A 26688-nucleotide genomic window follows, 5' to 3' on the forward strand; every position below is an offset into this window, starting at 1 on the left:
ATCCCGCCAACCGAGACGACCAGCAGACCTACCAGCCCGCCGCCTGACTCCCAATGGCCTCATCCACCTTGACAAATTCCGCCACGCCGTAGAGGATGCCGGCGCGCTCCATGCGGACGATCTTGTCGTCCAGGTTGTAGGCCTCCATCACGGTGGCCGCGTCGGGGGACAGCTTGGCGATGTACTTCGTGAGGTTGTCGGCCAGGTTCTTGTCGTCATTCAGCAGGGTCGTGAAGGTGTGCTGAGAGGTGTTGTAGAACCGCTGCCCGGCGATCTTCTTGAGCATCTTGTCCTGGCCGGGGCCGATCTCCACCAGCCCGTTGGCGAACTTCAGTACCTCGTCCTTGGTGTCTGCCAGGACGGCGTCCATGCGGCGAAGCACCAGCAGGGGCAGCATGACCGAGCCGTACTCGTGCTGCTTGAACGTGCCGCGGAGCTTGTCGGCCACCCGCCAGACGAACGCGACCTTGTCCTGAAAACCCTGCGGAGCCATGACTTCCCTTCAATGGTGTAGATGGGCTGACACTATCGAGGAACGCACTCTGCTGGTGGGCCTGCCGCGGGTCAGTCAGAACTCAGACGTGTAGTCACCATGACATGTTGAGTTTGCCGTCTGAAGTTGACAGTGCGAGTGAGCGAGAGGTCACGGGAAGGCAGACAGACCATGTGCCACGGATGGTGGGGTCCGAGTCGGCCGTCTGGACCGGCCACCGATCCCCGTCTACTTCCGCTGACGGCAACTCGCCGTATGACGTTCCGCGGATAATTATCTCATTCCGGCGTCTCTTGGGATCCTCGGCCGTGATCATCGGCAGCCCGTCGTTGGCAAACTCCGAAGATCTGTGGTCCCAACTGCCGAGGATCGCCTCATACGTCTCAGCGACTCTCTGAATGAATTCCGGATCGTGATTATGCTGCTCGATCTTGAATTCCAATTCAGGCTTGTTGATGGACCAATTTTGCCAAGAGGGATGGAATCCGGCATACCTCTTGGCTAAGATGTCAATCGACTCCTCGTCGCTCATGTTTGGAGGGCCGGGAACCTGAGCAATGCCATGGGTTCCGTTCCTTCGTCCGCAAGGAGTGATCCGCTCCAGCTTCCTCATCCACGGTGGCCTCTGAAGATTCTCTTCAAGGATGATCGCCATCAGAAGCACGGCGTCGCAGTCGTACCTGTGGCTTGCGATTGAGGCGGCTTCCTTCACTTGGGGTGGCAGAGCCTCCAAGGGTGCTGCGGGGCTGTCCTGTGGCTTGAGGGCCGTGAGGATGAACTTGGTGCCGCCAATCGCGAAGGCCACGAAGAGTGCTTGCCAAGCAGAGACTATGAGCTCTCTCGGTGTGGGCATGACGGGAGTCGCGACCGAAGCCAGAAAATGAGCCCCGAATACTGCTATTCCTGTGATCGCTACCCCGGTGCCATGGAGAATGATCAAACGGGGGCGTCTAAGTACAAATAGTGGTTCTTTGAGGACCGCCCCTACATCTGTAACCAGCAGGAAAGTAACTGCAAGTGCCCCCGCTGTGCAGGCTGTGTTATAGGACGACTGAAGTGCGAAGCTCGTTGCCAGTAGGCACGTGACGAAGGCGGGAAGGCCCCGGAAGATCAAGTGGCGTGGGAGCGAACCGCGTGACCAACTCTCCAGCATCGAGCGAGCGGACGCATACTGGGCCGGCCACTCGCTTGCGATCGACATGTACAAGACCTTCAAGGCCAGTCCGCCTAGTACGCCAACCACCACTCCGTGCCACATACAATGGGTCCCGTCTCTACTTCAAGTGACTTAGCCATGTTCGATGTCCATCGGACGCTGCTCTGGAGGCGCTTGTCGCCCTCTCTCCTGCTTGCGTGCAGCGATCTCTCATCGGGCCGATGAATGAGATTATCTTCCATCGGGCCTGTCGAGTCGCCTCTCATCAGGGTGGGGGAGTCCGGTGCCGAGCCGGATGTGCGCGCCTGCCCAGTGCTGACTATGTAGCGCGGCATAATTGATTCACCGTTGCTCGACGGCAGGATCCCCATGCACGCCCAGGATGTGAAGCTCATCGACCTCTTCCACGGGTCCGTGCGCTACCTCATGCCCATGTTCCAGCGCCCCTATGTGTGGGGTGAGGAGAGGGAATGGGCGCCGCTGTGGGCGGACATCCGACACCAGGCGGAGATGGTCCTCGCTGCCGGCCACCACGGTGACGCACCGTCGCACTTCCTGGGCGCCATCGTCACCGAACCGCGCGCCACTTTCGGCCTCACCGAGCACGTCGTCATCGACGGGCAGCAGCGCCTCACCACGTTGCAGCTCCTGATCGACGCCGCGGAGCGTATCGTCGACGAACTGGGCAATCCCTCGGATGCCGCAGACCTTCGGGTCATGATCCTCAACCAGGACTCCCACGGCAAGACGCCTGACGACGAGACCCGCTTCAAGGTGTGGCCCACCAACCGAGACCGGGAGGCCTTCGCCGCGGCCATGGACGACGCACGGCCAGTACCGTCCCAGTACGCCGAATCCCGTCTGGTGAAGGCCCATGACTACTTCACCGAGAGCATCAGGGGATGGGCGCTGGCCAGCGGAGAGCCCAGCGCGGCCGCCCGGCTTGGAGCCCTCGCTCGAGCCCTGCGCACCCAGCTGGTCCTCGTCGGCATCAGCCTCTCGCAGGGTGACAATGTCCAGGCCATCTTCGAGACCCTCAACTACCTCGGAGCCCCGCTGCTCGCCGCGGACCTGATCAAGAACCACCTCTTCCAGCGAGCCGAGAAGGAGCACCGCAACCTGGAGCAGCTGCACAAGAAGTACTGGGCGGGCTTTGACGGCGACGGGAATGGCGACGAGTACTGGCGGGAGAAGGTCCGCCAAGGTCGCCTCACCCGGCCCCGGATTGACCTCTTCCTGACCCATTGGCTCGTGATGAAGCTCGGACGCGAGGTGCCCAGCGATCGGATCTTCGCCGAGTTCCGTGATTGAGTCTCCAAGGATGTTGTCAACGTCGAGGACCTGATGAAGGAGCTCCACACCGACGCGATGGCCTACCGGAAGTTCATGGATGCGCCACGCGGCAGCGTGGAGGAGACCTTCCGCTACCGGGTACTGGAGGTCCTCGACGCCAATGCTGTGATGCCTGCTGTCCTGTGGGTGATCGCCCATGACGTCCCCGCCGACGAGCGACAGCTGGCCCTGGAATCGCTGGAGAGCTGGCTGGTTCGTCGGGCGATTCTTCGCCTCGGTTCCAAGGACCTGAACCACATCACGATCGACCTGATCAAGCGTCTCCGTGGCGCCGAGGCTGTCCAAGCCGGCAGCGTGATCCGCGAGTTCCTCGCCGAACAGACCGCGCCCACGCGCCTGTGGCCCGATGACGCGTCCATCGTCGAACACCTGCAGACGGCCCCCTTCTACAAGCAGGCCAAGCGCAGCGTGAACCGCATGCTCCTGGAAGCGGCGGAGGAAATGCTTCGCAAGGGATCCCGGGCGGAGGAACTCTGGTGCCCGCGCGACCTCTCGGTGGAACACGTCATGCCCCAGAAATGGACCACACACTGGCCGCTGGACGGTGACGACCCGGTGGCAGCCGAACGACGGGACCTCCTGGTCCAGACGCTCGGCAACCTCACGCTGGTGACCCCGGGGCACAATTCCGCCCTGTCCAACAATGCCTGGGTCGCGGATAACGAGAAGGGAAAGCGCGACTACCTCCGTGCCAATGCTGTGCTCAAGCTCAACGCGGCGTTGTTCACGCTGGACGACTGGACTGAATCACGGATCGCAGAGCGCGGACCCAAGCTGGCGGAGTTGGTTGTCCGGGCATGGCCCCGGCCCGCAGGTGGCCCGGCCACCAAGGACTTGCTGGCGAGCCCGACGCGCCAAAAGCGCACCACCGGGGCCGGTCGTGCCGTCTACGAGATCCACGGCCCCGACTTCTCGGAAAGCGACCTCACTCGTCGCGCAGCCCTGCGTCAGATGATCCAGCGGGTGCATGCGGCTGGTGTGAGCATGGAGCTCATCGGCGCGACGATGAGCACGGCCCGGTTCCGTCAGGTCCCGGGGATCCTCGAAGGCCAAGAACTCTTCCACCAGCTCGTGGCCAGGTTCGGTGTCAATCCCGACTACGAGAGTCGCTGGTTGCTGGACCAGCCCATCCACGAGGCGGGCTCCACGTGGGTGCTGCAGGAAGGGATGGGCCAGAACCATGCCCACACCGCGCTGGACAAGCTCTCCGCCGTGGCGGACGGTTTCGGCTGGTCCACCGCGGCCCGCAGCGCCGGCGGTGTGCGGCACCCGGACGACGATGATGCCGGTCGCTGGTGGTGCATCCACAACGACCAGATCCCCGGAGAAGAACTGCAGGCGGGTGGCTTCGTAAGCATCGGCTGGGACCTGCTGGGGGATCTCCGTGTGCTCGGTGCTGACCGCGAGGGCATCAAGGAATCGCTTCGTGCCCATTACCCCGGCGCAAAGGAAGGTGCCTACACCAACTGGGCCTCGATGGTTGCCAAGTTCTCGCACGAGCTGGAGCCCGGCGATTGGGTGATCTCACCGGTCAAGGCATCCAGGACGGTGGACATCGGCGTCATCACTGGCCCCTATTGGTACGAGGAGACGGCAGTCTCGCACCGTCACCGCCTGCCCGTGCAATGGATGGCCACTGGGCTGGACCGCGACGAATTCTCGCTCGACGCGCGCTACGAGATCGGAGGCGCCCTGACACTCTTTCGCGTGAGGCGCACCGTCGCCGAGTTCGCCGATCAGGTCGAGCTGCCTTTGTCGAATCAGACTGCGGATCTCCACTAAGGCTTGGCTGGCCGGTTGATCCGGACAACGCATCTAGTATTAGATGCATCTGTCCTCTGGATAGCAGGTAGATGCATTCAATATTAAGGGGATTGGTCATGGTTGAGATCTTCCGCACTCCCGAACTCGACGCGCACGACCGCGCCGTCATCGGCGAGATCAACGGCATGAAGCGCGAGCTGGCCACCCATCTGCGCGCCACGCGACGCTGGCATGGCGGGCTGCGTCGCAGCGCCCAGGCACGCGCCGTCCAGGGGTCCAACACCATCGAGGGCTACACGGTGGACTCCGCGGACGCCCTGGCAGCCATCGACAATGAGGAACCGCTGGCCGCCAGCCAGCAGACCTGGGCCGAGGTCACCGCCTACCGCCGGGTGCTCACCTACGTGATCAATGTCGCGACCCAACCGGACTTCGTCATTGACGCCCAGATCCTGCGGACACTGCACTTCATGCTGCTCGAGCACGACCTGGCGAAGTCGCCGGGCCTCTACCGCACCGGCGAGATCTACGTCCGTGACGCGCGAGGCGACCGCATCGTCTACCAGGGGCCCGCGCCGGAGCAGGTGGCAGATCTGATGGCCTCCCTCATCGCGTCACTCCATGATCCGGCAGCGCAGGATCCGATGGTGCGAGGCGCCATGGCCCATCTGAACCTGGTCATGATCCATCCCTTCCGTGACGGCAACGGCCGCATGGCAAGGGTCCTCCAGACCATGGTGATGGCCCGCGACCGGATCATCACGCCGGAGTTCGCCAGCATCGAGGAGTGGCTGGGCAACAACACCGACGACTACTACCGGGTGCTGGCCCTCACTGGGCAGGGCGGATGGCATCCCGAGCGCGACACCCGACTGTGGGTGCAGTTCAACCTCCGCGCCCACCACATGCAGGCCCAGACGGTCCGGCGGCGCTTCCGCGAGGCGGCGGAACTGTGGGGCGAGCTCGACGTGCTGGTCAGCACCCGAAAGCTGCCCGAGCGCGTCACCGACGCGCTGTTCGACGCCTACCAGGGCAGGCGTGTGAGCCGGGCCACCTACCTGCAGCGGATGGGGGTCTCCGACCCGCGCACCGCCACCAAGGACCTGCAGCGGCTGGTCGCCGAAGGCCTGCTGGACGTCCGCGGTGAGACGCGCGCAAGGCACTACCTGATGGGCCCCGAACTCCGGCGGCTCAGCGACGCGCTGAAGGCACGACGCCAACCCCTGGCGGACCCGTACCCGACGATGGAAGCCCGGCTGCGGCTACCAGCGACGGAGGAGCCGGCCGACGTACCACTGTTCTGAGCATCCTCGCCGTCGGCGCCAGCCGCCGGCAGCAGACCCTCACTCCAGCAGCGCGCGGAAGTCGTCGGCACTGAGTGCACCGGTGATGGCGGACTCGCCACCGTCCACCACCTGGCTGAACAGTTCGCGTTTGTGTTGCTGCAACTGCATCACCTTCGCCTCGATGGTGTCGGTGCTTGCCAGGCGGTAGACCATCACTGTGTTCGCCTGTCCGATGCGGTGGGCGCGGTCGATGGCCTGCGCCTCGGCGGCGGGGTTCCACCACGGGTCGGTGACGAAGACGTAGTCGGCCTCGGTGAGGTTGAGGCCGAAGCCGCCGGCCTTGAGGCTGATCAGGAAGACGCTGGCCTTGCCGCTGCGGAACTCGTCGATGCGTTCCTGGCGTTTGCGGGTCCGCCCGTCAAGGTAGGTGGTGCGGATCCCTTCCGTCTTGAATCGCTGCTCGACGAGCCGCAGGAAGCTGGGGAAGGAGCTGAAGACCAGCGCCTGGTGGTCGGCGGCCACCACGTCGGCCATCATCTCGGCCAGCACGTCGATCTTGGCCGAGGCCACCGACTCGTCCGCAGGGTCGACGAGCCCGGCCGCCAGGCTGAGTTGTCGCAGCCGGGTGAGCGCCGCCAGCACCTCCACCCGGTGACGTTGCAGGTCGCCGAGCAGGCCGAGCACCTTCTTGCGCTCCATCGTCAGGCGGCGGTCGTAGATGCGCCGGTGGGCTGGTGCCAGCTCCACCTCGATCACCTGCTCCTGCTTGGGCGGCAGCTCGGGTGCGACGGATTCCTTGGTGCGGCGCAGCATGACGGGCTTGATGCGGCGCAGCAGCCGCGCCAGCGTCTCCGCGGCGCCTTCACCGCCCGCCTCGACCGGCTTGGCGTAGTCGCTGCGGAAGGCGACGGGATCGGGGAAGAGCCCCGGGACGCTGAGGGAGAGCAGCGACCACAGGTCCATCAGGTTGTTCTCCAGCGGCGTCCCGCTGAGGCAGAAGCGCGAGCCGCAGCCGATCTGTCGCATCGCCTTGTAGGTCTGTCCCTTCGGGTTCTTCACGAACTGCGCCTCGTCCAAGAAGACCATGTGCCAGTCGATGCCGGCGAACTCCTCGACGTCGAGCCGCGCCACCGCATAGCTGGTGATCACGATCCGCGCCTCCCCGATCGCCTCGGCCAGACTGGTGCCGCGCTTTCGTGCGGTCTGGGGAAGGGCCACGCACCGAAGGTGCGGCACGAAGCGTTCCGCCTGCTCCAGCCAGCCACCCACCACGCTGGACGGGCACACCACCAGCACCGGTCCGGGCTGGCCGCGTTCGTCGGCAAGCGCGATGGCGGCCAGGGCCTGCAGCGTCTTGCCCAGGCCCATGTCATCGGCGAGGATGCCGCCCATTCCCATGTCCTGCAGGAAGTCCAGCCAGTGCATTCCGTCGAGCTGGTAGGGCCTGAGCTCTGCCCGCAGCAGTGCGGGCGGCGCGGCAGGCGCTTCCGCTCGTCCGGTGCGCAGGCGTCGTGCCGCCTCCTGCCAGGCCTGCGCCTCGCGCCGCACCACGCCAAGTTCTGCGAGGTCTTCGAACCAGCTGGCGTGTTCGCGGTGCAGCCGGGCCCGCACCAGGGTCTCGTCATCGGGGTCGACGACGAGTTCCGCCTCCTGCAGCAGTTCCCGGAGTCGTTCCAGCTCGGGCTGGTCGAGGCTGATCCAGGCGCCCGAGTCCAGCAGCAGGTGGTCGTGGCCGGCCGCCAGTGCCCGCAGCAACAGCGGCAGTGGCACCGGGACCCCGTCGACGCTCATGTCGATCGCCAGGTCGAACCAGTCGCGCCCCTCCACCGGATCGACGCTCAGTCCAAGCTTGGTGCCGGTCACTTCACGCGCCCGGGTCAGGTCGCCGCGGTGGACGATGACGACATCGTCGTGGTCCTCGAAGCCCTCCAGTTGTGCGAGCAGCCGCAAGGCCGGTGCGCCCTCCAGGACCACCTCGGTGGGTGGCGGCGAGGGCACGTCCACTCCTGCCATCACCTGGTGCACCAGCGGCCACAAGCCCTGCTCCGCTTCACGATCCCGGATCGCCAGACCAATCCCGGAACGTGCCGTCACGTCGGGGCCCGCGTCTCGGCCGCCATAGCGATAGCCCAGCGTCACGCGAGCCGTCACCGGGTGCAGCGAATCGCTGGCGACGGCGGTCACCTCCACCAGCAACTTCGGGGGCTCGACCGTCGGGAGTTCCACGTCGGGGGCCAGCCGGATCTCGACGCGACGGGCCAGCTGCGGCAGGTACTGCAGGGCGAATTCGGCAAGGTCGTCGCCCGGGATCTCCACCGGCGGCGCGGTGGCGATGTCGTGCTGCTGGTGGGTGAGGGCATGCCGGAAACCCGCGACCAGCGCGCCGCCGTCGGGGGCCTCCAGCACAACCCCGTGCGCGGGATGCCCGAGCAGGGCCGTGGGGTTCAGGGCCTGTTCCCCGGAGAGCACCACCGGGGCCACCTGCAGCCGGGAGGTGTCGCCATCGGGATGGTCGATTCCGACGACGAGGTCCAGCACGGGCCCGCCGAACAGCATCGGGTGTGTCCCGGATGCCGGCACGAGTTCGACGCCCACGTCCTGCGCCTCGTCGAGTAGCGACCACACCTCGTGGTCGAGCTGCGACAGGGTGAGGGCGGTGGGTCTGCGGTAGCCGTAGTAGGAGTAGGAGGTGCTGCGCGCCCGGTCACCACAGTCGGCCAGCGCCTGCATGACGTCCAGGTGCGAGCGCAGGAAGGTCGATTCATAGCGCAGCGTGTCCCATCGCAGGTTGCCCTTCACCCAGTTGCCGCGTTTTCCCAGTCGCATGGGCTTGAACTCCACGTCGGGCCCGACGCGGCGGTACTCGATGGCCATCGGCTCCCGCCCGGTCTGGGTGGGGGAGTCCACGGCGCCGGCCATCTCCTGCAACTGGGCTCGCCATGCGCCAGTGGGGTGTTGACGCGCGCGATTGCGCAGCTCCACGAGGACGGCGACGCAGTGCTTGCAGTCCTCGCCCACCGGGCAGGAACACAGGCAGGACAGCATGTGGGGCGCGAGGGAGATTCCGGCCCGCACCGCGTTGCGGGCCGATGCCCCGACGGGGCGGATGACGACCCGGTAGAGCTGGCTCGCGCTCCCGGCCACCTGCCCGCGGATCACGTCGCCATCCAGTACCTCGACGGCCAGCACGCGCCCTCGACGCGCATAGTCCGCGCCGCGCTCGACGGTCGGGACGTCGAACCATCGCCGCAGCGTTGGGTCGTCGAACTGGCTGAGCCACTCGGGCACGTCGTGAGGCATGGAACCAGCCTTGCACGACGAGGTCAGGGCAGCGGAGACGCGTCACGCCAGAAGGCCTCGGGAAGGCCAACAGGATAGGGCTCCACCGGATCCCCCGCGCGCCAGTCCGTCGCCACCACGTCCGCCGGGAAGTGCAGCGTGGTCTCCTCGAAGCGCACCCCGAACCGGGTGAGCAGGCGTCGTCGCAGCCCGAAGAACTCTCCGGCGACGAACTGGTGCTCGAAGCGGCCAGAGACCCGATTGCTGTGCAGCCGGTCCCCCCGCCACACCTGGTGGACCGTGGTGGGCCCCAGCAGCAGCGCGCACAGTCGGTCCACGCACTCGGTGAAGACCTCCTCCACCTCCTCGTCGCCCATCTCGGCGAAGTCCGCTCCGGCCTCCGCCCCGGCGACGCGACCAAAGAACACCTCCGCGGTGGGCCAAACCGTCAACAGCGCCACCCGGCGCGGGTCTCCGGGCACCCGAAGGTGCAGCCGCAGCGGGCGGTCGTCATCGCCCGGTTCCACCATCCACTGCACCGACGGATGCCGCTCCATGGCCCACGGCGCCATGACGGCCAGCTGTTCGATGTCGGGCCGGATCGTCTTCTCCATGGCCAGCGCACCGCGCCCGTGAGACTCGGATTCCGCGACCACGCGAAAACCCAGCGACTCGTACAACCGCCGCGCGGGAAGGTTGTCGGCGAACACATTGAGCGTCGCGCGGGTGGCGCGGGCGTATTCGGGGCTGTGCAGCCGGGCGTGCTCCAGCAGCTCGGTGACGAGCAGACGCCCCAGTCCCTCCCCGCGCCGTGCCGGATCGACGAGCAGCCGTCCAATGTGCACCGCACCCTCGCGCAGTGTGAACGAGCCGGTGGCCACCAGCTGTCCGTCGGCCACCAGGGAGCGCACCTGCCAGCCGTCCTCGCTGGTCGCCAGCAAGTCCTTCCCCTGCAGGGGAAAGCGCAGCTTCGGGCCGGCGAAGACCAGCAGCTCCTCCGCACTGGCGATCCAGGTGCCGATCACCTCCGCATCGGCAGCGGTGGTGGCACGCATCTCGACCTCAGGTGTGGTCATGCCCTCATCATGCCTAGCCCTGAGCCCAACCGGACGCGCGACTCGGCCACCAACCACTCGCCATCGGCCGCCACCAGGTCCTGCCGCACGTCGAGGGGCCAGGCCTGTCCAGAGCCGTCAGGCCGGTAGCCGGTGGTGATTCGTCCCTGCAGCGAGGCCTTGTCTCCGTCCACCTCCACCTGGACGTCGTGCTCGACCACCTGGTGGTAGACGAATTCCCCGGCGCGCATGCCGGCGAGCCACTCCTTCAGCGGCTGGAGATAGCCGGTCATGTGCACCAGCACCGCGTCCTGGGTGAAGCACTGGCGCAGCTGGTCGGTGTCGGCCCCGTCCATCGCCTGCAGCTGGACCTTCCAGTTGTGCAGGATCTCTTCGCGGGCCGCGTCGTCGGGGGTGTTCAATGCTCCATCCTGCCCCGGCCGCGCAACAAAAAATACCGTCCGCTCCTCGGAGGTTGCCGCCTATTCACCACCGATACCCCTACGGTGGACGAGGAAGATGCCACCGACGTCGATGACACCAGGAGCATTCGTGAGCCATCCGGGTCCAAGACAACCCCGCCCGTCCACGCCCGCCAAGGCTGCCAAGACCTTCCTGCGGGAGGTGAACTACCCCCACCAGATCCATCCGGCGCTGGTGCCGGGCGTCTCGGTGGAGGACCAGAGGATCCGCTACGGCATCGACAAGGGCATTCTCCTGGCTGTCGGCGCGCTGATCGTCGCTTTCGTCGGGTGGGGCCTCGCCTCACCGCAACAGGTCTTCGACGTCTCCAGCTCGGCGCTCACCTGGGTGATGCGCAACCTCGGCTGGACCTTCAACATCCTGGCGATCGGCATGGTGCTCTTCCTGCTGGTGATCGCCTTCTCCCGCTTCGGCAGGATCACGCTCGGCCTCGACGGCGAGGAGCCCGAGTACTCCACCGGGTCCTGGGCGGCGATGCTCTTCGGCGCCGGAATCGGGATCGGCATCATCTTCTTCGGCCCCTACGAACCCCTCACCTACTACCTGAGCCCCCGCCCGGGCGCGCACTACGACGCGAACTCAGCGATGGCCGTGAAGGGCGCGATCGCGCAGGCCGCCCTGCACTGGGGACTGAATGCCTGGGCGATCTACGCCATCGTCGGGCTTGCCGTCGCCTACGTCTCCTACCGTCGCGGCCGGGTGCCGCTGATGAGCTCGGTGGTCACTTCGCTGTGGGGTGGCCGCAGTGACAGCCCCGTCGCCCGCATCATCGATGGCCTGGCGATCATCGCGACCCTCTTCGGCACCGCCGCCAGCCTGGGCATCGGCGCGCTGCAGATCGCCCGCGGTGTGGAGGTCGTCGCCGGCTGGGGCCCCACCGGCAACCGTCTCGCGCTGGGCATCATCGCCGTGCTGACCATCGCGACGATCATCTCGGCGGTCTCGGGCGTGGCCAGGGGCATCCGGTGGCTGAGCAACATCAACATGGTGATGGCGCTGGGCCTGGCGGTCTTCTTCTTCGTCGTGGGCCCGACGGCCTTCCTGATGAACACCGTGCCGGCGGCGATCGTCGACTACTTCGGGCACCTGCCCGACATGCTGAGCGCCAACATGGCCGAGGGCCCCGAGATGGAGCAGTTCCTGTCCTCCTGGACCACCTTCTACTGGGCCTGGTGGGTGAGCTGGGCACCCTTCGTCGGCGTCTTCACCGCCAAGATCTCGCGCGGACGCACCATCCGCCAGTTCGTGCTGGGCGTGCTGCTGATCCCCTCGTCGATCATCGTGCTGGCCTTCGCGATCCTGGGCGGCACGGCGATCTGGCTGCAGCGACGGGCCGTCGCGGCCGGCGACACCGCCATGGCCATCGCCCCCGACGGCACGGCCGCCTCGCTGCCGCTGCCGGCCGAGATCTTCTACAAGGTGGTGGAGCAGCTGCCCGGCGGCGGGGTGGTCTCGGCGCTGGTGATCGTGATGCTGGGCGTCTTCTTCGTCACCACCTCCGACTCGGCCTCGCTGGTGAACTCGCAGCTCGCCCAGCGCGGCAACCCGTCGCCCAACAAGCTGGTGACGGCCTTCTTCGCGCTGTGCATGGCCGGCATCGCAATCGTGATCCTGCTCTTCGGCGGCCGCAATGCCCTGCAGGGCCTGCAGAACCTGATCGTGGTGACGGCCCTGCCCTTCGCACTGGTGCTGGTGCTGATGGCGGTGGCCCTGGTGAAGCTCCTGCGCAATGACCCGCAGGCGATCCGCGAGAACTATGAGCAGTGGGCGCTGGAGAAGGCCGTCAAGCACGGCGTGGCGACCTATGGCGACAACTTCGCACTGACCGTCGAGCCCACCGACGACGAGCGCGCCACCGGCGGCGACTTCGACTCCACCTCGCCCGAGCTCACCGAGTGGTATGCCCGCACCGACGAGGACGGCAACCCGGTCGACTACGACTACGAGAAGGGCGAGTACGTCGAGCCGAAGTGACCCCAGACGGCAGAAGGGCTTCCGCCAGCGGCGGACAGCCCTTCAGCCGGGCAGCCGCCCTCCCTACTGTGAAGACATGAGCGAGAACCCGTACAAGAATGACGCAGACCAGGATCCCGACCAGCAGCGTCCCGAGGTGGACCAGGCCGACCAGTCGATGCAGGCCGACCCGCGCGAGGACACCCCGACCGCCGACGCGGGCGAGGTCGACGGCAAGTCCGACCCTCGCGAGAACTGACCGCTTCGACGGAGCGGACGACCGCCCAGCCTCCCGAGCGCCGCGCCCTGTGCATGACGTGGTTCGGGGTGCTGGGCGCGACCGTGCTCGCAAGCTGGTTCTTCTCTCTGCTCCACTTCCCCTCTCCACCGCTCTTCGGCGCCCTGTTCGCGGGCATGCTCCATGCCGTCAGTGGCCGCGGCCCCACCATGGACCTGCCGACGGCCGGTTCGGTGGCCGGTCAGGCACTGATCGGCATCTCGATGGGTTCCCTTCTCGACCTGGCCACCCTGCGCGCGCTGGGCGGTAACTGGTTGCCGATCGGCGCCGTGACGCTGGCCACGTTGGTCCTGAGCCTGGTGCTGGGGCAGCTCTTCGCCCGTCTGGGCGGACTCTCCCGGGCGACGGGCACCTTCGCCATGATCGCCGGCGGCGCCTCCGGGATCACCGCGATCGCCCGGGAACTCGGTGCCGACGACCGGATCAGTTCCGTGGTGCAGTACCTGCGCGTGGTGATGATCCTGATGGGCATGCCGGTGGTGACCACGCTGGTCTTCCGGCCCCCACTCCACGAGCCGGCCCCGACGGTCCCCGTCGCCCACGCGGCCTGGTGGGCCGACCTGCTCTTCGTCGCCGTCAGCACCGCGGTGGGGGTGGGACTGGCGCGGCTGGTCCACTTTCCGTCGGGCCATCTGCTGGGCCCGCTGCTCGTGGCCAGCATCATCACGATCTCCGGCGTGCTGGGACCCGTGGCCGAGCCGACGTGGCTGGCGGCCGTCGGCTTTGCGCTGGTGGGGCTACAGGTGGGGCTGCGCTTCACCCGGGCGAGCCTGCGGCAGGTCGGGCGGCTGCTGCCGCTGTCGGTGGCCATGATCCTGCTGGTGGTGCTCGGCTCGGCAGCACTGGGGGTGGCGCTCGCGCAATTCACCGGCGTGCCGCAGCTCGACGCCTACCTCGCCACCACGCCCGGCGGGCTCTATGCGGTGCTGGCGACGGCCGCCTCCAGCGGGGCGAACGTCACCTTCGTGCTGGCCGTGCAAGTGGTGCGGCTGGTCCTGGTGCTGGCCAGCGCACCGCTGCTGGCCCGCTGGTTCCGCGGCCATCCCGGACGCTGGGAGCAACCCGCTTGAACGATCTGCGACACTGGGTCGTAGACAATTCCCCATCGAGCAGGAGTTCCACGATGCGCCGCAGCACCGCCCTCGCCCTCATCACCCCCGCCCTGGCCGCCGCCCTCGGCCTGACCGGCTGTTCCTCGTCCGAGCAGGCCACCCCGGCGGCCACCACGGCGGCCTCGTCGGCACCTGCCGCCTCCGAGGATGCCGTCCAGAGCAAGCTGGCCCAGCTGGACCTCGACGGCAAGGACGTCGTCACGGTCATCAACAGCCTCGACCAGACCCAGGAGGACAAGAAGATCGACCTCAACGGCTCGGTCCGCCAGGACGAGCTGCTGCTCACCTCGGGCGAGGACAAGTCCACCGAGACCTCGATCCCGATGCCCAAGGACAAGACCTATGTCTCGGTCGCGCCCTATGTCGACAAGACCCACGAGTGCTTCGCCCACCACCTCACCGGCTGCCAGGGCGAGCAGGTGGGCAAGGACTTCCAGGTGACCTTCACCGACGCCCAGGGCAAGAAGATCATCGACGAGAAGGCCACCACCTACGACAACGGCTTCCTCGGCTTCTGGGTGCCCCGCGACGTGAAGGGCACGCTGATCATCAGCGGCGAGCAGGGCAAGGGCAGCATCCCGCTGTCGACCGCCGCCGATGCCCCCACCTGCATCACCACCCTCCAACTGGCCTGACTCCAAATGATCCAGGAGCACCCATGAAGACCATGTCCCTTGCCGTTGTCGCCGTCGCGGCCCTCGCGCTGGCCGGCTGCGGTTCGAACACGGCCGAGCCGTCGGCGACCACGACGACCACCACCACGACCACGTCCACCCCGGCGGCGTCGAGCAGTGCCTCCTCGCCCGAGATGATGTCGGCCCAGCCCGTGGCGGGCCCCCACAACGGCGATGACGCGATGTTCGCCCAGATGATGATCGTCCACCACCAGGGGGCGCTCGACATGTCGAAGCTGGCTCCCACTCGGGCCGGCAGCGACGAGGTGAAGGCGCTGGCCACCCGCATCGAGAAGGCGCAACAGCCTGAGATCGACCAGATGACCAGCTGGCTGCGCAGCTGGAACGAGCCGCTCGAGGCGGGCCACGGCGCCCACGACATGCCGGGCATGGACATCAACGGCCAGACCCAGGAAGAGGTCAACAAGAAGCTCGCCGCGCTCAAGGGCACCGACTTCGACCGCTACTACCTGGAGTCGATGATCGCCCACCACGAGGGTGCGGTGGTGATGGCCAAGGACGAGATCGCCAAGGGCGAGAGCCCCGACGCCAAGAAGCTGTCGGAGGAGATCATCTCCTCCCAGGCTGCCGAGATCGCCGAGATGAAGAAGATGCTCGCTGCGCTCTGAGCCCACTCGCTGCCCGCTGCCCCGCTCCGATCAGGGGGTGGCGGGCAGCGTGTTGTTCCGGCGCACCAGCACCAACAAGAAGATCTCGGAAGATCTGGGTCTGTGGGGAACCCAGATCTTCCGAGATCTTGTGCGTGGCGCCCGGTTGGGCGCCGATCAGGCCTGCCTCAGCTGACGAGGCTGGCCAGAATGCCGGCGACGGCGACGATGCCGGCGATCGTCACGAAGACGTTCGAGGCGCGGCCGCGGTACTCCTTGAGTGCGTCGATCTTGTGGATGGCATACATCGGCAGCAGGTAGAGCACGATGGCGATGACCGGACCGGACAGGCTCTCGATCAGGCTCAGCACGCTCGGGTTGATGATCGCCACGATCCAGGTGGTGATGAACATGAAGACCGCGACACCGATCTGCAGGCTGCGCTGGGGCACCTTCGTGCCGTGGGAGTCCACGAAGCGCACGATGCCCGCCAGGCCCTCGGCGGCACCCAGGTAGTGACCGAAGAAGGACGAGGCGATGGCCAGGATCGCCACCACCGGGCCCAGGTAGCTGATGAAGGGCGCATTGTGCACATTGGCCAGGTAGGACAGCACGGGCAGGTTGGCGGCGCGGGCCTCGGCCAGACCGTCCTTGCCCAGGGCCAGCACACAGGACCAGACGAAGCTCATGGCGAACAGCACCAGCAGCATGGTGGTGCGCTTGAGGATCCAGGAGGCCTCCTCGGCCGAACGCCGCCCGTACTTCTTCTTCTTCGACAGGGAGAACGGCGAGATCGCGGGAGAGTGGTTGAAGGCGAAGATCATCACCGGGATCATCAGCCAGGTGGTCTTGAGGAATTCGCCGATCGAGCCGTTGCCGGCCTGTGTGAACAGGTCAAACTTCCACGACGGGATCAGGTAGAGCGTCACGCCGAAGAGCACGGCGATCAGCGGGTAGACCAGCCAGCCGGTGACCACCAGCATGATGCGCTCACCGGCCAGCAGCACGGCCATCATGAGTGCGATCAGCACCCCCGACAGGATCCAGCGCGGCGGGGAGGGCATGCCCAGCTGGTTGACCATCAGGCTGTCAATCGTGTTGGTGATGCTGACTCCGTAGATCAGCACGATCGGGTAGATGGCCAGGAAGTACAGCACCGTCACCAGTCGTCCGGCACCCTCACCGAAGTAGCCGCGCACCACATGGGTGATGTCGTCGGTGGCGCTGGGGGCAGAGCAGATCATCCGTGACAGCGCCCGGTGCGACAGGTAGGTCATCGGGGCGATGAGGATCGTCACGAGGGCGAGCGGCCAGATGCCGCCCGCGCCCGCGTTGATCGGTAGGAAGAGGATGCCGGCGCCGATGGCGGTGCCGAACAGGCTGATGACCCATTCCCGGTTGAACTTCTTGTCGGTCGGGGCCTCGACCACTGGGGTCTGGGTCCCTTCCATGGTGGATGACGACAATGTCTCCATACCTTTCATACCTGTGTTGGCAGTCAGCACAGGGTGTAGTTGACCGCAAGACCTCCGGTGGAGGTCTCCTTGTACTCGCTTCGCATGTCCGCACCGGTGGTGCGCATGGTGAGGATGGCCGCGTCGAGGCTGACCAGGTGGCCGCCGTCTCCCCGCAGGGCGATGCGGGCCGCGTTGATCGCCTTGTTGGCGGCGATGGCATTGCGCTCGATGCAGGGGACCTGTACCAGGCCGCTGATCGGGTCACAGGTGAGACCAAGGTTGTGCTCGATGCCGATCTCGGCGGCATTCTCCACCTGGCGGGGGGTGCCTCCGAGCACCTCGCAGAGGGCGCCGGCGGCCATCGAGCAGGCCGAGCCGACCTCGCCCTGGCAGCCGACCTCGGCGCCGGAGATCGAGGCATTGGTCTTGAACAGGATGCCGATGGCGCCGGCGGTGAGCAGGAAGTCGACGATGGTGTCGTCGTTGGCCTTGGGCGAGAACTTCACGAAGTAGTGCAGGACGGCGGGAATGATGCCGGCCGCGCCATTGGTGGGCGCGGTGACCATGCGGCCGCCTGCGGCATTCTCCTCGTTGACGGCCAGGGCGTACAGGTTCACCCAGTCGGTGGCCTCCAGCGGATCGCCGGTGCGGCCCTGTTCGTTGAGCTCACGGAAGAGCTTGGGGGCGCGGCGGGGCACCTCCAGCCCACCGGGCAGGGTGAACTGTTCGCTGGTGCAGCCGGCGGTGACGCAGTCCTGCATCACCTGCCAGATCTTGAGCAGGGCCGCACGGGTTTCGGACTCGGGACGGAACTGGTTCTCACGGCGCATCACCAGATCACCGACGCGCAGGCCGGTCTCGTCGCAGAGCTTGATCAGCTCGACGGCATTGCTGAAGTCGTAGGGGATCTGGTTGCCGACGGCGTCGCCCACCTGGCGGTCCTCGCGCACCGCGATGTGGTCGACGACGAAGCCGCCGCCGATGGAGAAGTAGTCCTTGCTGGCCATGTCATTGCCCTCGGCATTCCAGGCGGTGAAGCGCATGCCGTTGGGGTGGCCGGGCAGGGTCTTGTCCAGGTGCATCAGCAGGTCGTCGGGGCCGAAGGCGATCTCGTGGCGCCCGTCGAGCAGCATCTTCTGCTGCGCGTAGACCTCGGTGACCATGTCGTCGGCGCGTTCGGTGTCGACATTCTCGGGGCGGTGGCCGAGCAGGCCCAGGATCGAGGCCTTGTCGGAACCGTGGCCCTTGCCGGTGAGGGCGAGCGAACCGAAGAGCTCGACGCGCACCCGGGCGGTTCGCTCGAACAGGCCGGCCTCGTCGAGGTCGGCGATGAAGCGGGTGGCGGCCCGCATGGGTCCCACGGTGTGGGAGGAGGACGGTCCGATGCCGATGGAGAACAGGTCGAGAACGCTGAGAGCCATCACAAAACCCCTTCGTTGGAGCCCCGGATGCGACGGGTCTTCCGTCGTTGGGCCCAGCCAGGCTATCCCGGAAGATTTGGCGCCAGAAGGTGGAAACGATGAATTCTTTGTCGAAGATTGGAAGATCCGGTGAAGGGGCCCTTAACGATTCTTCGTTGCTGTCAGCTTCGGCTGACCCCCAGGACGGGCGCCCGCCGCCACCTGCAGCTGGCGCCTGGTCGCCGCGATCGCTGGTGAGTTACGGTTCGAGCTACGCGTCAGGATGCGGTGGTTGCGGCTGATCGGCGGGTCGAGGCGCCGCACCGTGACATCGGTGGTCTCCCGGCCCAGGTTCAGTTCGCTGATCAGGGTGGCCCCGAAACCGGCACGCACCAGCCCCAGCGCCGCAGTCAGGTTGCTGCAGTGGGCCACCACGTCGGGCTCGAAGCCGGCATCGCGGCAGGTCTGGCGCAGGAAGTCGGTGAAGCTGGCATCGACGCTGTCGAGGATCCAGTGCTCGTCGGCGAAGTCAGCCAGGCCGACCTGGGTGGACAGGTCCTCCCGGTCGGGCGGCAGGCACAGCACGATCTCGTCGCGCCACAGTTCGGTGATGTCGACGCCCTCGAGCGAACCGGGGCTGATGTCGTCGACGACGGCGACGTCGACGGCCCCGCTGCGCAACCCTTCGATGCTCTCCAGTGGCTCCATGTCCAGCACCTGGGTGCGCAGCTGGGGGTGGGCGCGGCGCAGCTGCATCAGCGCCTCGGGAAGGATCGTGGAGCAGAAGCTGGGGAAGGTGCTGATGGTCAGTTCACCGCTCACCTCGGTGCGCAGCTGCTCCAAACAGGCCTCGGTTTCCTCCATCACCGCGTGGATGCGGTGGTACTGGTCGATCAGTAGCCGTCCGGCGGCGTTGAGCCGGACCCGCCGGCCGCTGCGGTCCAGCAGCGCCATGTCCACCTCGCGCTCCAGGGCGGCGATCTGCTGGCTGACCGCCGAGGGGGTCATGTGCAGGTGGGCCGCGGCCGAGGTCATGGTGTTGGAGTTCTCGAGGGCCGCCAGCACCTGCAGTCGTCGGATGTCGAGCACGAAGGGTCCTTTCGGGCACTGGGTAGGGCTCTTGTGGTGTGGCCAGTCTCTCAGGAGCACGGATGGCGTCGGTGCACCCACCCTGCATACTGCCTGTCCGGCCGGTGTCGGTACTGGCCCAAGTCCCGTGTCCGCAAGAAGATGGACCCATGAGCACCGTGCTGACCCGACTGGCCGAGGCCGACACCACCGATGCGCTGGCCGTCTTCGACGAGCTCGCCCCGGTGGCTGCGGAAGACGTTCTGGGCGCCTGGCGCGGTGAGGAGCTGGCCACCGGCAGTGCCTTCGACGGCCTGCTGGCCGCCTATGGCTGGCACGGCAAGCGGTTTCGCGGCGGTGAGGACGTCGACCCGCTGGTCTTCGACACCCGCGTGGGCAGGATCTGCCTCAATCCGTGGCTGATGCCGGTGACGGTGGCCATGGCCTTCCCTCGCCTGGTGCGCAGGGCGGGGCACGTCCACCTGGGCCGGTGGCTGCTGCCGCTGGCGCGTACCCGGCGCCCCCGGGCCCGCCTGCGCATGGTGGAGCACCGGGGCCGCACCAGCACCGCGATGGTCTACGACGACCTGCCGATCATCGACCACCTGCGTCGGATCGACGACGACACCCTGCTCGGCCTGATGGACATGCGCGGCCTGGACAAACCCTGCTTCTTCCTGCTGCACCGGGAATGAAGGACGATCGGGCGCGGGAGACTACCGTTGTGCGCATGGACACACTTCGACCAGTTTGGTGCGGCGACGAGTGGATGCTGCCGGGGCTGCGGCGGGACCTGGGGCGGCTGGGCGAGGCAGGCACCCCGGTGAGCCGGGGCCTCGTGCTGGCCCACCAGCACCGTCACCTCGCCCAGGGCCTCGAGGACGGGCTGTGGCCCTACCTTCAGTTGCTTGCCACCCTGGGTTCCTCCGACCTGACCTTGGCCCGGGCTGCCGAACCCCACCTCGATGCCGTCGCGATCCTCCACCAGGCAGGGATCCGGCCCGCCGATATCAACGCCGGTGACGGTGCCACCTGGGGCGTCTACGCCGCCAACGCCCCCGGCATGGGGCTGACGGCCAGCCAGCGCGGTGATGGCAGCTGGCGCCTCGACGGCCGCAAGCCGTGGTGCTCTCTCGCGCGCCAGGTGACCCATGCCCTGGTCACGGCCCAGGGCCCCGACGGCGGCCAGCTCTTCGCCCTCCCCCTGCACCAGCAAGGAGTGCAGGCAGACCTCGCCGACTGGCACCCCCGCGGGCTGGTGGAGATCGAGACGGCCACGATCACCCTCGACGACGCCACCGCCCATCCGGTGGGCGCTCCCGGCTTCTACCTGGACCGTCCTGGCTTCGCCTGGGGCGGCGTCGGGGTGGCCGCGGTCTGGTTCGGCGGCGCCGCGGCCGTCGCCGGCCAGCTGCTTGCCGCGGCGCGCCGGCGCGAACCCGACCAGATCGCGCTGATGCACCTGGGCGCCTGCGACCGGGCGCTCAGCTCGGCCTTGGCGGTGCTGCGCCAGGTGGCCGACGAGCTCGCCACGGATCGCGCGGCCGCCGAGGGACGCGCCGCCCTGTTGGCCGCCCGGGCCCGGGCGGTGGTCGCCGAGGCCGCCGAGGAGGTCCTTCGCCAGGTGGGCCACGGCAGCGGCCCGGCGCCGCTGGCCATGGATCCCGAGCACACCGCGCGAGTGGCCGACCTCACCCTCTACATCCGCCAGCACCACGCCGAGCGGGATCTGGCCGCCATCGGATGCCAGCTCCTCGACGTCAGGAGTCACGGGGACGCAGATGGCTGATCCCGTCGAGGTGGAACCTGTCTTCACCCATGAAGAGCAGGGAACCCGTGAGGACGAGTGGTTCTCCCACCCGGTGTGGGGAAAGGTTCCCGCCGTCCTCGCTGACGAGTTGCCGCTGGAGGGCATCGAGCGGCTCCTGGTGCTCGCCGCACATCCCGACGACGAGACGATCGGCGCCGGCGCCACCATCGCCGCGCTGGCGGCCACTGGTCTCGCGGTCCATTTCCTGCTCGCCACCGTCGGCGAGAGGTCCCACCCCGACTCCCCCGTCTGGTCCAGCGAAGACCTCGCAGCCCAGCGGCGTGCCGAATGGGAGGCTGCCACCGACGCACTGGCAGGGGCCGGGGTGCGGCGCACCCTGCTCGGGCTGCCCGACGGGCAGGTCGCCGACCACGAGGAGGCCCTCCTCGACGCGGTGCTCGAGCACCTTCGTCCCGGCACCCTGCTGCTGGCGCCCTGGACCGAGGACGGGCACCCCGACCACGATGCCGTCGGGCGCGTCGCCCGCGAGGCCGCCCGTCGCAACGGCGCCAGTGGCATCAGCACCGCCTGCCTGCACTACCCCGTCTGGTGGTGGCACTGGAACCGACCCGAGCAGGTGCGCGAGCACCTCACCACCGCGGCCGTGCTCGTCGAGCCGGGGCCCGATGCGGTGCGCGCGAAGCACCGCGCCCTGGAGCTCTACCCCTCGCAGCAGACCGGGCTCGGCCCGGGAGCCCACCACGGGCCGGTCGTCACGCCAGAGGTGGTCGCGCGGGCCCGTCGGGCCTTCGAGGTCTTCTTCAGCAGCTGGCGTCCCACGCCGGGCGATGAGGCGTCACGAGCCGGCACCTTCGACGAGATGTACGAGGCCGGCGACGACCCGTGGGGCTGGGAGGAGTCCTGGTACGAGCGCCGCCGCCGTGCGCTGGTGCTGGGGATTCTGCGCCGTCCCGAGTACCGACACGTGCTCGAACTGGGCTGCGGGACAGGCCTGCTCACCGCCGAGCTGGTTCGCCGCTCCGAGGCCGTGACCGCGCTCGACGTCAGTGGAAGGGCGCTGGAGGTGGCCCATCGCCGGGGGATCGAGGGCGTCGACTGGGTGCATGCCGCCGTCCCCGACGGGCTCCCCGAGGGTCGCTTCGACTGTGTCGTCATCTCGGAGCTGGGCTACTTCCTGCGCCCCAGCGAGCTGTTGGCCCTGGTCCGCACGGTCCGCGACCGGATGACGGATGATGCCGAGCTGGTGCTGGCCGACTGGCGACACCCCACACAGGGGATCCCGCTCGATGGCCCGCTGGTGCACGAGCTGGTCGACGCCGTCGTCGGACTTCCCCGCTGGGCCCGCTATGAGGATCCGGACGTGCTGGTGGAGGCGTGGTCCAGCGCCGAGTCTCCCGCGACGGCCGAGGGCCTCGTGTGAGCCCAGCGCACGGGGCCGGCGGACCGCTGGTGGTGGTCGCGATTCCTGCCCACGACGAGCAGGAGCTGCTGGGGCGCTGCCTGGAGTCGGTGGCCCGCGCCCGGGAGCTGCTCCTGATCGAACGGCCCGATGCCCGCTGCCGGGTGGTGGTCTGTGCGGATGCCTGCACCGACCAGACCGCGGAGGTGGCGCGCAGCCGGGGGGTGGCCGTGGTGGAGTCGACGGCCAGGGCCGTGGGGGCCGCCCGGGACGCGGCCGTCGCGGAGGGGCTGCGGCTGCTCGACGGCGTGGGGTGGCCCGCCGACGAGGTGTGGTTGGCCACCACCGATGCCGATTCGCAGGTGCCGGGGCACTGGATCACCAGCCAGCTCGCGATGGCGGCTGCGGGTGCGCAGGTGGTGGTGGGCACCGTGGAGCCCGACGGTGGCGAGCTGCCGATGCTGGCGGCCTGGTGGCAGCGCCATGAGCTGGGGGAGGGGCACGGTCACGTCCACGGCGCCAACCTGGGCCTGTGGGTCAGCGTCTGGCGGATGGTCGGTGGCTTCGGGCAGCTGCGCACCCACGAGGACGTGCTGCTGGTGGAGCGTTGTCGCGCCGCCGGGGTGGAGGTGCGCGCCACCGATGCCCACCGGGTGCTCACCTCGAGCCGCCGCGACAACCGTGTCCCGGGCGGTTTCGGGGGATTCCTGCGCGAGCTCACCGACGGCCTGGACTGAATTGGACTCGGCTGAGTCAGCCCCGGCTGGGCCGTCCTCGACGGGAACTCAGGCGACGCGTGCGGCGCGATCGATCTCCAGCTCGCGGCGACGGGTGCGGGCCAGCAGCAGCACTCGGATCTGTTCGGGGGCCAGGCCCTCGTTCTCGCTGTAGATGCGTGCCTGGAACTGCCAGTAGTTCTTGCCCTCGCGGCGGCACAGCAGCACCGGCTCGTGGCGCTGGCGCTCCTCGTGGGCAGCCCGCTGCGCCTGGGTCCAGCGGGTCAGCTCGAAGGTCTTGCGGCCCAGGTGCATCGTCAGGGTGCCGCGCCCGAAGATCGCCCTGCGATAGGTCAGGCGGGCATTCTCGACGGCGCGCATACTCATGCCCTGTTCATATCCCGACAATTCACCGATCGGCCCCGTGCAGGCCGGAGGTTCACCAGTCCTTCAGCTACCGTCCCACTGGCTGGGATTCCTGCGTCGCCACGAGCCGGATGAGCGCCAGGACCAGCCGGTGGCTGGCCTCGAAACTGGCCATTGGCAGGAACTCGTGGATCGAGTGGAAGTTGTGGGCGCCGGTGAAGAAGTTGGGGGTCAGGATGCCCTGCCGGCTCAGCCAGGAGCCGTCGGTGCCGCCCCTCATCGCCAGTGGCTTCGGCGTGAGTCCGAGCGAGTCCATGGCCTGCAGCATCAGGTCGATGCCCGCGCGATTGGCGTCGGTGACGGCGTCATTGATGTTGCCGTAGACGTCGCTGGTCTCCAGGGTGATCGTCGCCCGGGGGTGCTCGGTGCGGGCCTTCTCGACCGCCTCGGCGATGGCCCGCTTGCGCTGCTCGAAGCGCTCCAGGCCGTGGTCGCGGATGTTGAGCTGCAGCGTGCAGCTGGACTGGTTGCCGTCCACGTCGGTGACCCACACGTAGCCGTCGGTGCCGTCGGTGTGCTCGGGCGTTTCCAGCCGGTCGAACTGGGCGACGATGTCATGTGCCACCAGGATGGGATTCACCAGCACACCCTTGGCGCTCATCGGGTGGGCGCTGACGCCCTGGACGCGGATCGTGGCCTCGGCGGCATTGAAGGTCTGCCACACCGCCTCGCCGATCTCGCAGGAGTCCAGCGTCCAGGCGTAGTCGACGGGGAAGCGTTGCAGGTCGAGGGTCCGGACCCCGCGAAGCCCGATCTCCTCATCGGGGACGATCGCCAGGTGGACGTCTCCGTGGACGGCCGTCGGGTCGTCGAGCAGGCGGACGACGGCCTCCATCACCGAGGCAATCCCGGCCTTGTCGTCGGCGCCCAGCACGCTCGTGCCGTCGGTGACCAGCAGCCGGTCACCGAGGTACGGCAACAGTTCGGGGTGCTCGTCGGGGCGCAGCCAGAGGTCCAGCTCCTCATTGAGGCAGATGTTGGAGCCGTCGAAGTCCACCAGTCGGGCGTGCACCTCTGGGGACAGGTCCACGTCGACCGTGTCCAGGTGGACACAGAAGCCCACGGCGGGGACGGGTGCGTGGCCGTCGGGCAGCCGGGCGGGGATGCGGGCGGTGAGCACCGCGGTCGGTGACAGGTGCACGTCCTGGGCGCCGGCCGTCCGCAGCTCGTCGGCCAGCAGCTCGGCCAGCTCCCGCTGCCCGGGCGAAGTGGGCACGGTGGTCTGCGAGGCGTCCGACTGCGAGCTGATCGCGCTGTAGCGCAGGAATCGGGTGGCCAGGGCGGTCTGGGTGGGGTTCATCGGTGGCACGGCTCCTCCTGTGGACGCGTCCAGCCTAGTGAGGCGTGGCAGGCTGGCGTCATGGACATCGCCGTCATCGGATCGAACATGGTCGACCTGGTCACCTACACCGCCCGGATGCCCCAGATCGGGGAGACGCTGGCGGGCAGTGACTTCGTGATGGGCTGTGGCGGCAAGGGCGCCAATCAGGCCGTCGCCGCGAGCCGGTTGGGCGCGTCGGTGTTGATGCTCACGCGGATGGGCGATGACGTCTTCGCCGAGAACACCGTGCGCAACTTCCGTGACAACGGCATCGACACCTCGCACGTGCTGTCGACACCGGGGCCGTCCGGGGTGGCCCCGATCTTCGTCGACGAGCAGGGCCGCAATTCCATCGTCATCGTCAAGGGCGCCAATGACCTGCTCACCCCCGCCGACGTGGACGCGGCCCGCGACGACATCGCCCGGTGCAAGTTGATCGTGCTGCAGCTGGAGGTGCCGTTGGAGACGGTCCACCACGCAGTTGACCTTGGTCGGGAACTAGACATCCCCGTGCTGCTCAACCCGGCGCCGGCCGCGCCGGAGCTGGACCACTCGCGGATCATTGGTGTGGACTGGTTCGTCCCCAACGAGTCGGAGCTGGCGCTGCTCACCGGCGCTCCTATCGAGACCGTCGAGGAGATCACCGCGGCCGCCGAAGGCCTGGTGGTGGAGGGAATGCGCAATGTGGTGGTGACCCTGGGGGAGCGCGGCGTGCTCTGGGCCTCGGCCTCGGGCGTGCAGCATGTCGAGCCCGTGCAGGTGGAGGCGGTCGACTCAACCGGTGCCGGGGATGCCTTCATCGGCTGCTTCGCCCACGGCCTGGTCGCCGGGCTGGAGCCGCTGGAGGCCTTGCGGCGCGCCAATGCCTATGCCGCCGACTCCGTCACCCGGCGCGGCACCCAGACCTCGTATGCGGCCGCGGGGGAGTTCGAGGGCTGAGGGCCCGGTATCCCGATCTCAGCTGCCGGGGCGCTTCAACGTGGAGTACGTGAAGTTGACCAAGTAGTCGTTGAGTTCGTTGGCGGTGCTCTCGGCTCTGGTCGCGTCGCCATCCAGGATGGCCGTGAACAGCCGTGCATAGAGCTGGGAGCCGATGGCAATCTCGTGGCTGGCGTCAGTCAGGTGGGAGTACCAGAAGCGGCGGGTGAGGCCGTGGAGTGGCGCTATGGCGTTGGTGAGGTAGGCGTTGGTGGCTGCACGCAGCAGCGTGGTCTGCACTCTGTGCAGGATGGTCAAGTAGTCGGCGGCGTTGGTGATGCCGCCCTGCAGGATGTCGCGAATGGCAGCCATGTCCGCTGTGGCGTTGTCGTCGGCCCGGGCACAGGCCAGTCGCGCCGCCAAGGCTTCGAGAGGTCGACGAACTTCGAGCATCTGCAGCTGGCTCTCGACCGATGCCGGTGGAATGAGGACGCCCTTGTTGGGGTGGATCTCGACCATCCGGTCGCGGGCCAGGTGCTGAAGCGCCTCCCTGATGGGCGTTCGCCCGAATCCGGTCCGGTCCATGAGTGCGCTCTCGGAGATGAGGACGCCCGGCTCGATCTCTTGCGTCACGATCATTCTCTCCAGCTGTTCGTGGGCAAGCTTGGACATGGTCTGGTTCACGGGGCTCCCTTCGA

General features: G+C 67.7%; 24 protein-coding genes. 13 read left to right on the forward strand and 11 right to left on the reverse strand.

The window, feature by feature from the left end:
• Positions 1 to 28: 28 nt before the first annotated feature.
• Positions 29 to 493 carry a type I restriction-modification system subunit M N-terminal domain-containing protein gene (locus ACYVKA_RS14310; protein ID WP_460706425.1) on the reverse strand — a complete coding sequence of 155 codons (465 nt, stop codon included), beginning with the start codon at positions 491 to 493 and terminating at the stop codon, positions 29 to 31.
• A 94-nt stretch (positions 494 to 587) separates the two neighbouring features.
• Positions 588 to 1346 carry a hypothetical protein gene (locus tag ACYVKA_RS14315; RefSeq protein ID WP_460706427.1) on the reverse strand — a complete coding sequence of 253 codons (759 nt, stop codon included), beginning with the start codon at positions 1344 to 1346 and terminating at the stop codon, positions 588 to 590.
• Positions 1347 to 2018: 672 nt separating this feature from the next.
• On the opposite strand from ACYVKA_RS14315, the gene ACYVKA_RS14320 reads away from it, so the two are divergent.
• The 3 genes from ACYVKA_RS14320 to ACYVKA_RS14330 all read left to right on the forward strand — a co-directional run bounded on the left by ACYVKA_RS14320 (position 2019) and on the right by ACYVKA_RS14330 (position 6070).
• The gene (locus tag ACYVKA_RS14320) at positions 2019 to 2960 is read left to right on the forward strand and encodes a DUF262 domain-containing protein (protein WP_460706429.1); all 942 of its coding nucleotides are present in this window, start codon (positions 2019 to 2021) and stop codon (positions 2958 to 2960) included.
• A gap of 96 nt (positions 2961 to 3056) precedes the next feature.
• Positions 3057 to 4784, forward strand: coding sequence for a GmrSD restriction endonuclease domain-containing protein (locus tag ACYVKA_RS14325; protein WP_460706431.1), 1728 nt, complete (start codon positions 3057 to 3059; stop codon positions 4782 to 4784).
• 98 nt (positions 4785 to 4882) lie between these two features.
• The gene (locus ACYVKA_RS14330; RefSeq protein ID WP_460706433.1) at positions 4883 to 6070 is read left to right on the forward strand and encodes a Fic family protein; all 1188 of its coding nucleotides are present in this window, start codon (positions 4883 to 4885) and stop codon (positions 6068 to 6070) included.
• Between the two features lie 39 nt (positions 6071 to 6109).
• Here the strand turns inward: ACYVKA_RS14330 and ACYVKA_RS14335 are convergent, their stop codons facing one another.
• The 3 genes from ACYVKA_RS14335 to ACYVKA_RS14345 are packed head-to-tail and all read right to left on the reverse strand — an operon-like array spanning position 6110 to position 10808.
• On the reverse strand, positions 6110 to 9352 hold the full coding sequence (locus tag ACYVKA_RS14335) for a DEAD/DEAH box helicase (RefSeq protein ID WP_460706435.1): 3243 nt from the start codon (positions 9350 to 9352) through the stop codon (positions 6110 to 6112).
• 23 nt (positions 9353 to 9375) lie between these two features.
• The gene (locus tag ACYVKA_RS14340) at positions 9376 to 10407 is read right to left on the reverse strand and encodes a GNAT family N-acetyltransferase (protein ID WP_460706437.1); all 1032 of its coding nucleotides are present in this window, start codon (positions 10405 to 10407) and stop codon (positions 9376 to 9378) included.
• A complete protein-coding gene (locus ACYVKA_RS14345) occupies positions 10404 to 10808 on the reverse strand; it encodes a nuclear transport factor 2 family protein (RefSeq protein ID WP_460706439.1) in 405 nt (134 codons plus the stop codon). The genes ACYVKA_RS14340 and ACYVKA_RS14345 overlap by 4 nt, the downstream gene beginning before the upstream one ends.
• 130 nt (positions 10809 to 10938) lie before the next feature.
• Here ACYVKA_RS14345 and ACYVKA_RS14350 point away from each other — a divergent pair, with 130 nt between their 5' ends.
• From ACYVKA_RS14350 to ACYVKA_RS14370, 5 genes are all read left to right on the forward strand, one after another.
• Positions 10939 to 12843 (forward strand): BCCT family transporter, encoded by a 1905-nt coding sequence (locus ACYVKA_RS14350; protein WP_460706441.1) that lies wholly within the window; start codon positions 10939 to 10941, stop codon positions 12841 to 12843.
• A gap of 76 nt (positions 12844 to 12919) precedes the next feature.
• Positions 12920 to 13081, forward strand: coding sequence for a hypothetical protein (locus tag ACYVKA_RS14355; protein WP_394274650.1), 162 nt, complete (start codon positions 12920 to 12922; stop codon positions 13079 to 13081).
• A gap of 53 nt (positions 13082 to 13134) precedes the next feature.
• Entirely contained in the window at positions 13135 to 14190 is a 1056-nt protein-coding gene (locus tag ACYVKA_RS14360; protein ID WP_460706443.1) for an AbrB family transcriptional regulator, read from the forward strand.
• A 53-nt stretch (positions 14191 to 14243) separates the two neighbouring features.
• Positions 14244 to 14867, forward strand: a complete 624-nt coding sequence (locus ACYVKA_RS14365) for a CueP family metal-binding protein (protein ID WP_460706445.1) — start codon at positions 14244 to 14246, stop codon at positions 14865 to 14867.
• Between the two features lie 23 nt (positions 14868 to 14890).
• Positions 14891 to 15535 carry a DUF305 domain-containing protein gene (locus tag ACYVKA_RS14370; RefSeq protein ID WP_460706447.1) on the forward strand — a complete coding sequence of 215 codons (645 nt, stop codon included), beginning with the start codon at positions 14891 to 14893 and terminating at the stop codon, positions 15533 to 15535.
• Positions 15536 to 15702: 167 nt separating this feature from the next.
• Here ACYVKA_RS14370 and ACYVKA_RS14375 read toward each other — a convergent pair whose 3' ends face one another.
• From ACYVKA_RS14375 to ACYVKA_RS14385, 3 genes are all read right to left on the reverse strand, one after another.
• Positions 15703 to 16965: an aromatic amino acid transport family protein gene (locus tag ACYVKA_RS14375; protein ID WP_460706449.1), complete on the reverse strand. Its 1263-nt coding sequence runs from the start codon at positions 16963 to 16965 to the stop codon at positions 15703 to 15705.
• A gap of 47 nt (positions 16966 to 17012) precedes the next feature.
• Positions 17013 to 18392 (reverse strand): L-serine ammonia-lyase, encoded by a 1380-nt coding sequence (locus ACYVKA_RS14380; RefSeq protein ID WP_460706452.1) that lies wholly within the window; start codon positions 18390 to 18392, stop codon positions 17013 to 17015.
• Positions 18393 to 18533: 141 nt separating this feature from the next.
• Positions 18534 to 19460, reverse strand: a complete 927-nt coding sequence (locus ACYVKA_RS14385; protein WP_460706454.1) for a LysR family transcriptional regulator — start codon at positions 19458 to 19460, stop codon at positions 18534 to 18536.
• A 149-nt stretch (positions 19461 to 19609) separates the two neighbouring features.
• Here ACYVKA_RS14385 and ACYVKA_RS14390 point away from each other — a divergent pair, with 149 nt between their 5' ends.
• The 4 genes from ACYVKA_RS14390 to ACYVKA_RS14405 are packed head-to-tail and all read left to right on the forward strand — an operon-like array spanning position 19610 to position 23346.
• Positions 19610 to 20134: a DUF4334 domain-containing protein gene (locus ACYVKA_RS14390; protein WP_460706456.1), complete on the forward strand. Its 525-nt coding sequence runs from the start codon at positions 19610 to 19612 to the stop codon at positions 20132 to 20134.
• A gap of 35 nt (positions 20135 to 20169) precedes the next feature.
• Entirely contained in the window at positions 20170 to 21228 is a 1059-nt protein-coding gene (locus ACYVKA_RS14395; protein ID WP_460706458.1) for an acyl-CoA dehydrogenase, read from the forward strand.
• Positions 21221 to 22630: a PIG-L family deacetylase gene (locus tag ACYVKA_RS14400; protein WP_460706460.1), complete on the forward strand. Its 1410-nt coding sequence runs from the start codon at positions 21221 to 21223 to the stop codon at positions 22628 to 22630. Before ACYVKA_RS14395 ends, ACYVKA_RS14400 begins: the two co-directional genes overlap by 8 nt.
• Entirely contained in the window at positions 22627 to 23346 is a 720-nt protein-coding gene (locus ACYVKA_RS14405) for a glycosyltransferase family 2 protein (protein ID WP_460706462.1), read from the forward strand. The genes ACYVKA_RS14400 and ACYVKA_RS14405 overlap by 4 nt, the downstream gene beginning before the upstream one ends.
• Positions 23347 to 23394: 48 nt before the next feature.
• Here ACYVKA_RS14405 and ACYVKA_RS14410 read toward each other — a convergent pair whose 3' ends face one another.
• A complete protein-coding gene (locus ACYVKA_RS14410; RefSeq protein ID WP_460706464.1) occupies positions 23395 to 23712 on the reverse strand; it encodes a hypothetical protein in 318 nt (105 codons plus the stop codon).
• Positions 23713 to 23779: 67 nt separating this feature from the next.
• A complete protein-coding gene (pepT, locus tag ACYVKA_RS14415) occupies positions 23780 to 25051 on the reverse strand; it encodes a peptidase T (protein WP_460706466.1) in 1272 nt (423 codons plus the stop codon).
• Between the two features lie 60 nt (positions 25052 to 25111).
• Here pepT and rbsK point away from each other — a divergent pair, with 60 nt between their 5' ends.
• Entirely contained in the window at positions 25112 to 26011 is a 900-nt protein-coding gene (rbsK, locus tag ACYVKA_RS14420) for a ribokinase (RefSeq protein ID WP_460706468.1), read from the forward strand.
• Between the two features lie 18 nt (positions 26012 to 26029).
• Here the strand turns inward: rbsK and ACYVKA_RS14425 are convergent, their stop codons facing one another.
• On the reverse strand, positions 26030 to 26674 hold the full coding sequence (locus ACYVKA_RS14425; protein WP_460706470.1) for a GntR family transcriptional regulator: 645 nt from the start codon (positions 26672 to 26674) through the stop codon (positions 26030 to 26032).
• Between the last annotated feature and the right edge of the window lie 14 nt (positions 26675 to 26688).

The organism is Luteococcus sediminum (assembly GCF_054783495.1).

Bases quoted from the DNA above. Each gene is read 5' to 3' on its own strand.
- ACYVKA_RS14320 (WP_460706429.1), top strand. From the start codon at position 2,019: ATGCACGCCCAGGATGTGAAGCTCATCGACCTCTTCCACGGGTCCGTG.
- ACYVKA_RS14390 (WP_460706456.1), top strand. From the start codon at position 19,610: ATGAGCACCGTGCTGACCCGACTGGCCGAGGCCGACACCACCGATGCG.
- pepT (WP_460706466.1), bottom strand. From the start codon at position 25,051: ATGAACCCCACCCAGACCGCCCTGGCCACCCGATTCCTGCGCTACAGC.
- ACYVKA_RS14360 (WP_460706443.1), top strand. From the start codon at position 13,135: ATGACGTGGTTCGGGGTGCTGGGCGCGACCGTGCTCGCAAGCTGGTTC.
- ACYVKA_RS14365 (WP_460706445.1), top strand. From the start codon at position 14,244: ATGCGCCGCAGCACCGCCCTCGCCCTCATCACCCCCGCCCTGGCCGCC.
- ACYVKA_RS14315 (WP_460706427.1), bottom strand. From the start codon at position 1,346: ATGCCCACACCGAGAGAGCTCATAGTCTCTGCTTGGCAAGCACTCTTC.
- ACYVKA_RS14375 (WP_460706449.1), bottom strand. From the start codon at position 16,965: ATGGAAGGGACCCAGACCCCAGTGGTCGAGGCCCCGACCGACAAGAAG.
- ACYVKA_RS14355 (WP_394274650.1), top strand. From the start codon at position 12,920: ATGAGCGAGAACCCGTACAAGAATGACGCAGACCAGGATCCCGACCAG.
- rbsK (WP_460706468.1), top strand. From the start codon at position 25,112: ATGGACATCGCCGTCATCGGATCGAACATGGTCGACCTGGTCACCTAC.
- ACYVKA_RS14380 (WP_460706452.1), bottom strand. From the start codon at position 18,392: ATGGCTCTCAGCGTTCTCGACCTGTTCTCCATCGGCATCGGACCGTCC.
- ACYVKA_RS14330 (WP_460706433.1), top strand. From the start codon at position 4,883: ATGGTTGAGATCTTCCGCACTCCCGAACTCGACGCGCACGACCGCGCC.
- ACYVKA_RS14410 (WP_460706464.1), bottom strand. From the start codon at position 23,712: ATGAGTATGCGCGCCGTCGAGAATGCCCGCCTGACCTATCGCAGGGCG.
- ACYVKA_RS14340 (WP_460706437.1), bottom strand. From the start codon at position 10,407: ATGACCACACCTGAGGTCGAGATGCGTGCCACCACCGCTGCCGATGCG.
- ACYVKA_RS14400 (WP_460706460.1), top strand. From the start codon at position 21,221: ATGGCTGATCCCGTCGAGGTGGAACCTGTCTTCACCCATGAAGAGCAG.
- ACYVKA_RS14370 (WP_460706447.1), top strand. From the start codon at position 14,891: ATGAAGACCATGTCCCTTGCCGTTGTCGCCGTCGCGGCCCTCGCGCTG.
- ACYVKA_RS14395 (WP_460706458.1), top strand. From the start codon at position 20,170: ATGGACACACTTCGACCAGTTTGGTGCGGCGACGAGTGGATGCTGCCG.
- ACYVKA_RS14335 (WP_460706435.1), bottom strand. From the start codon at position 9,352: ATGCCTCACGACGTGCCCGAGTGGCTCAGCCAGTTCGACGACCCAACG.
- ACYVKA_RS14310 (WP_460706425.1), bottom strand. From the start codon at position 493: ATGGCTCCGCAGGGTTTTCAGGACAAGGTCGCGTTCGTCTGGCGGGTG.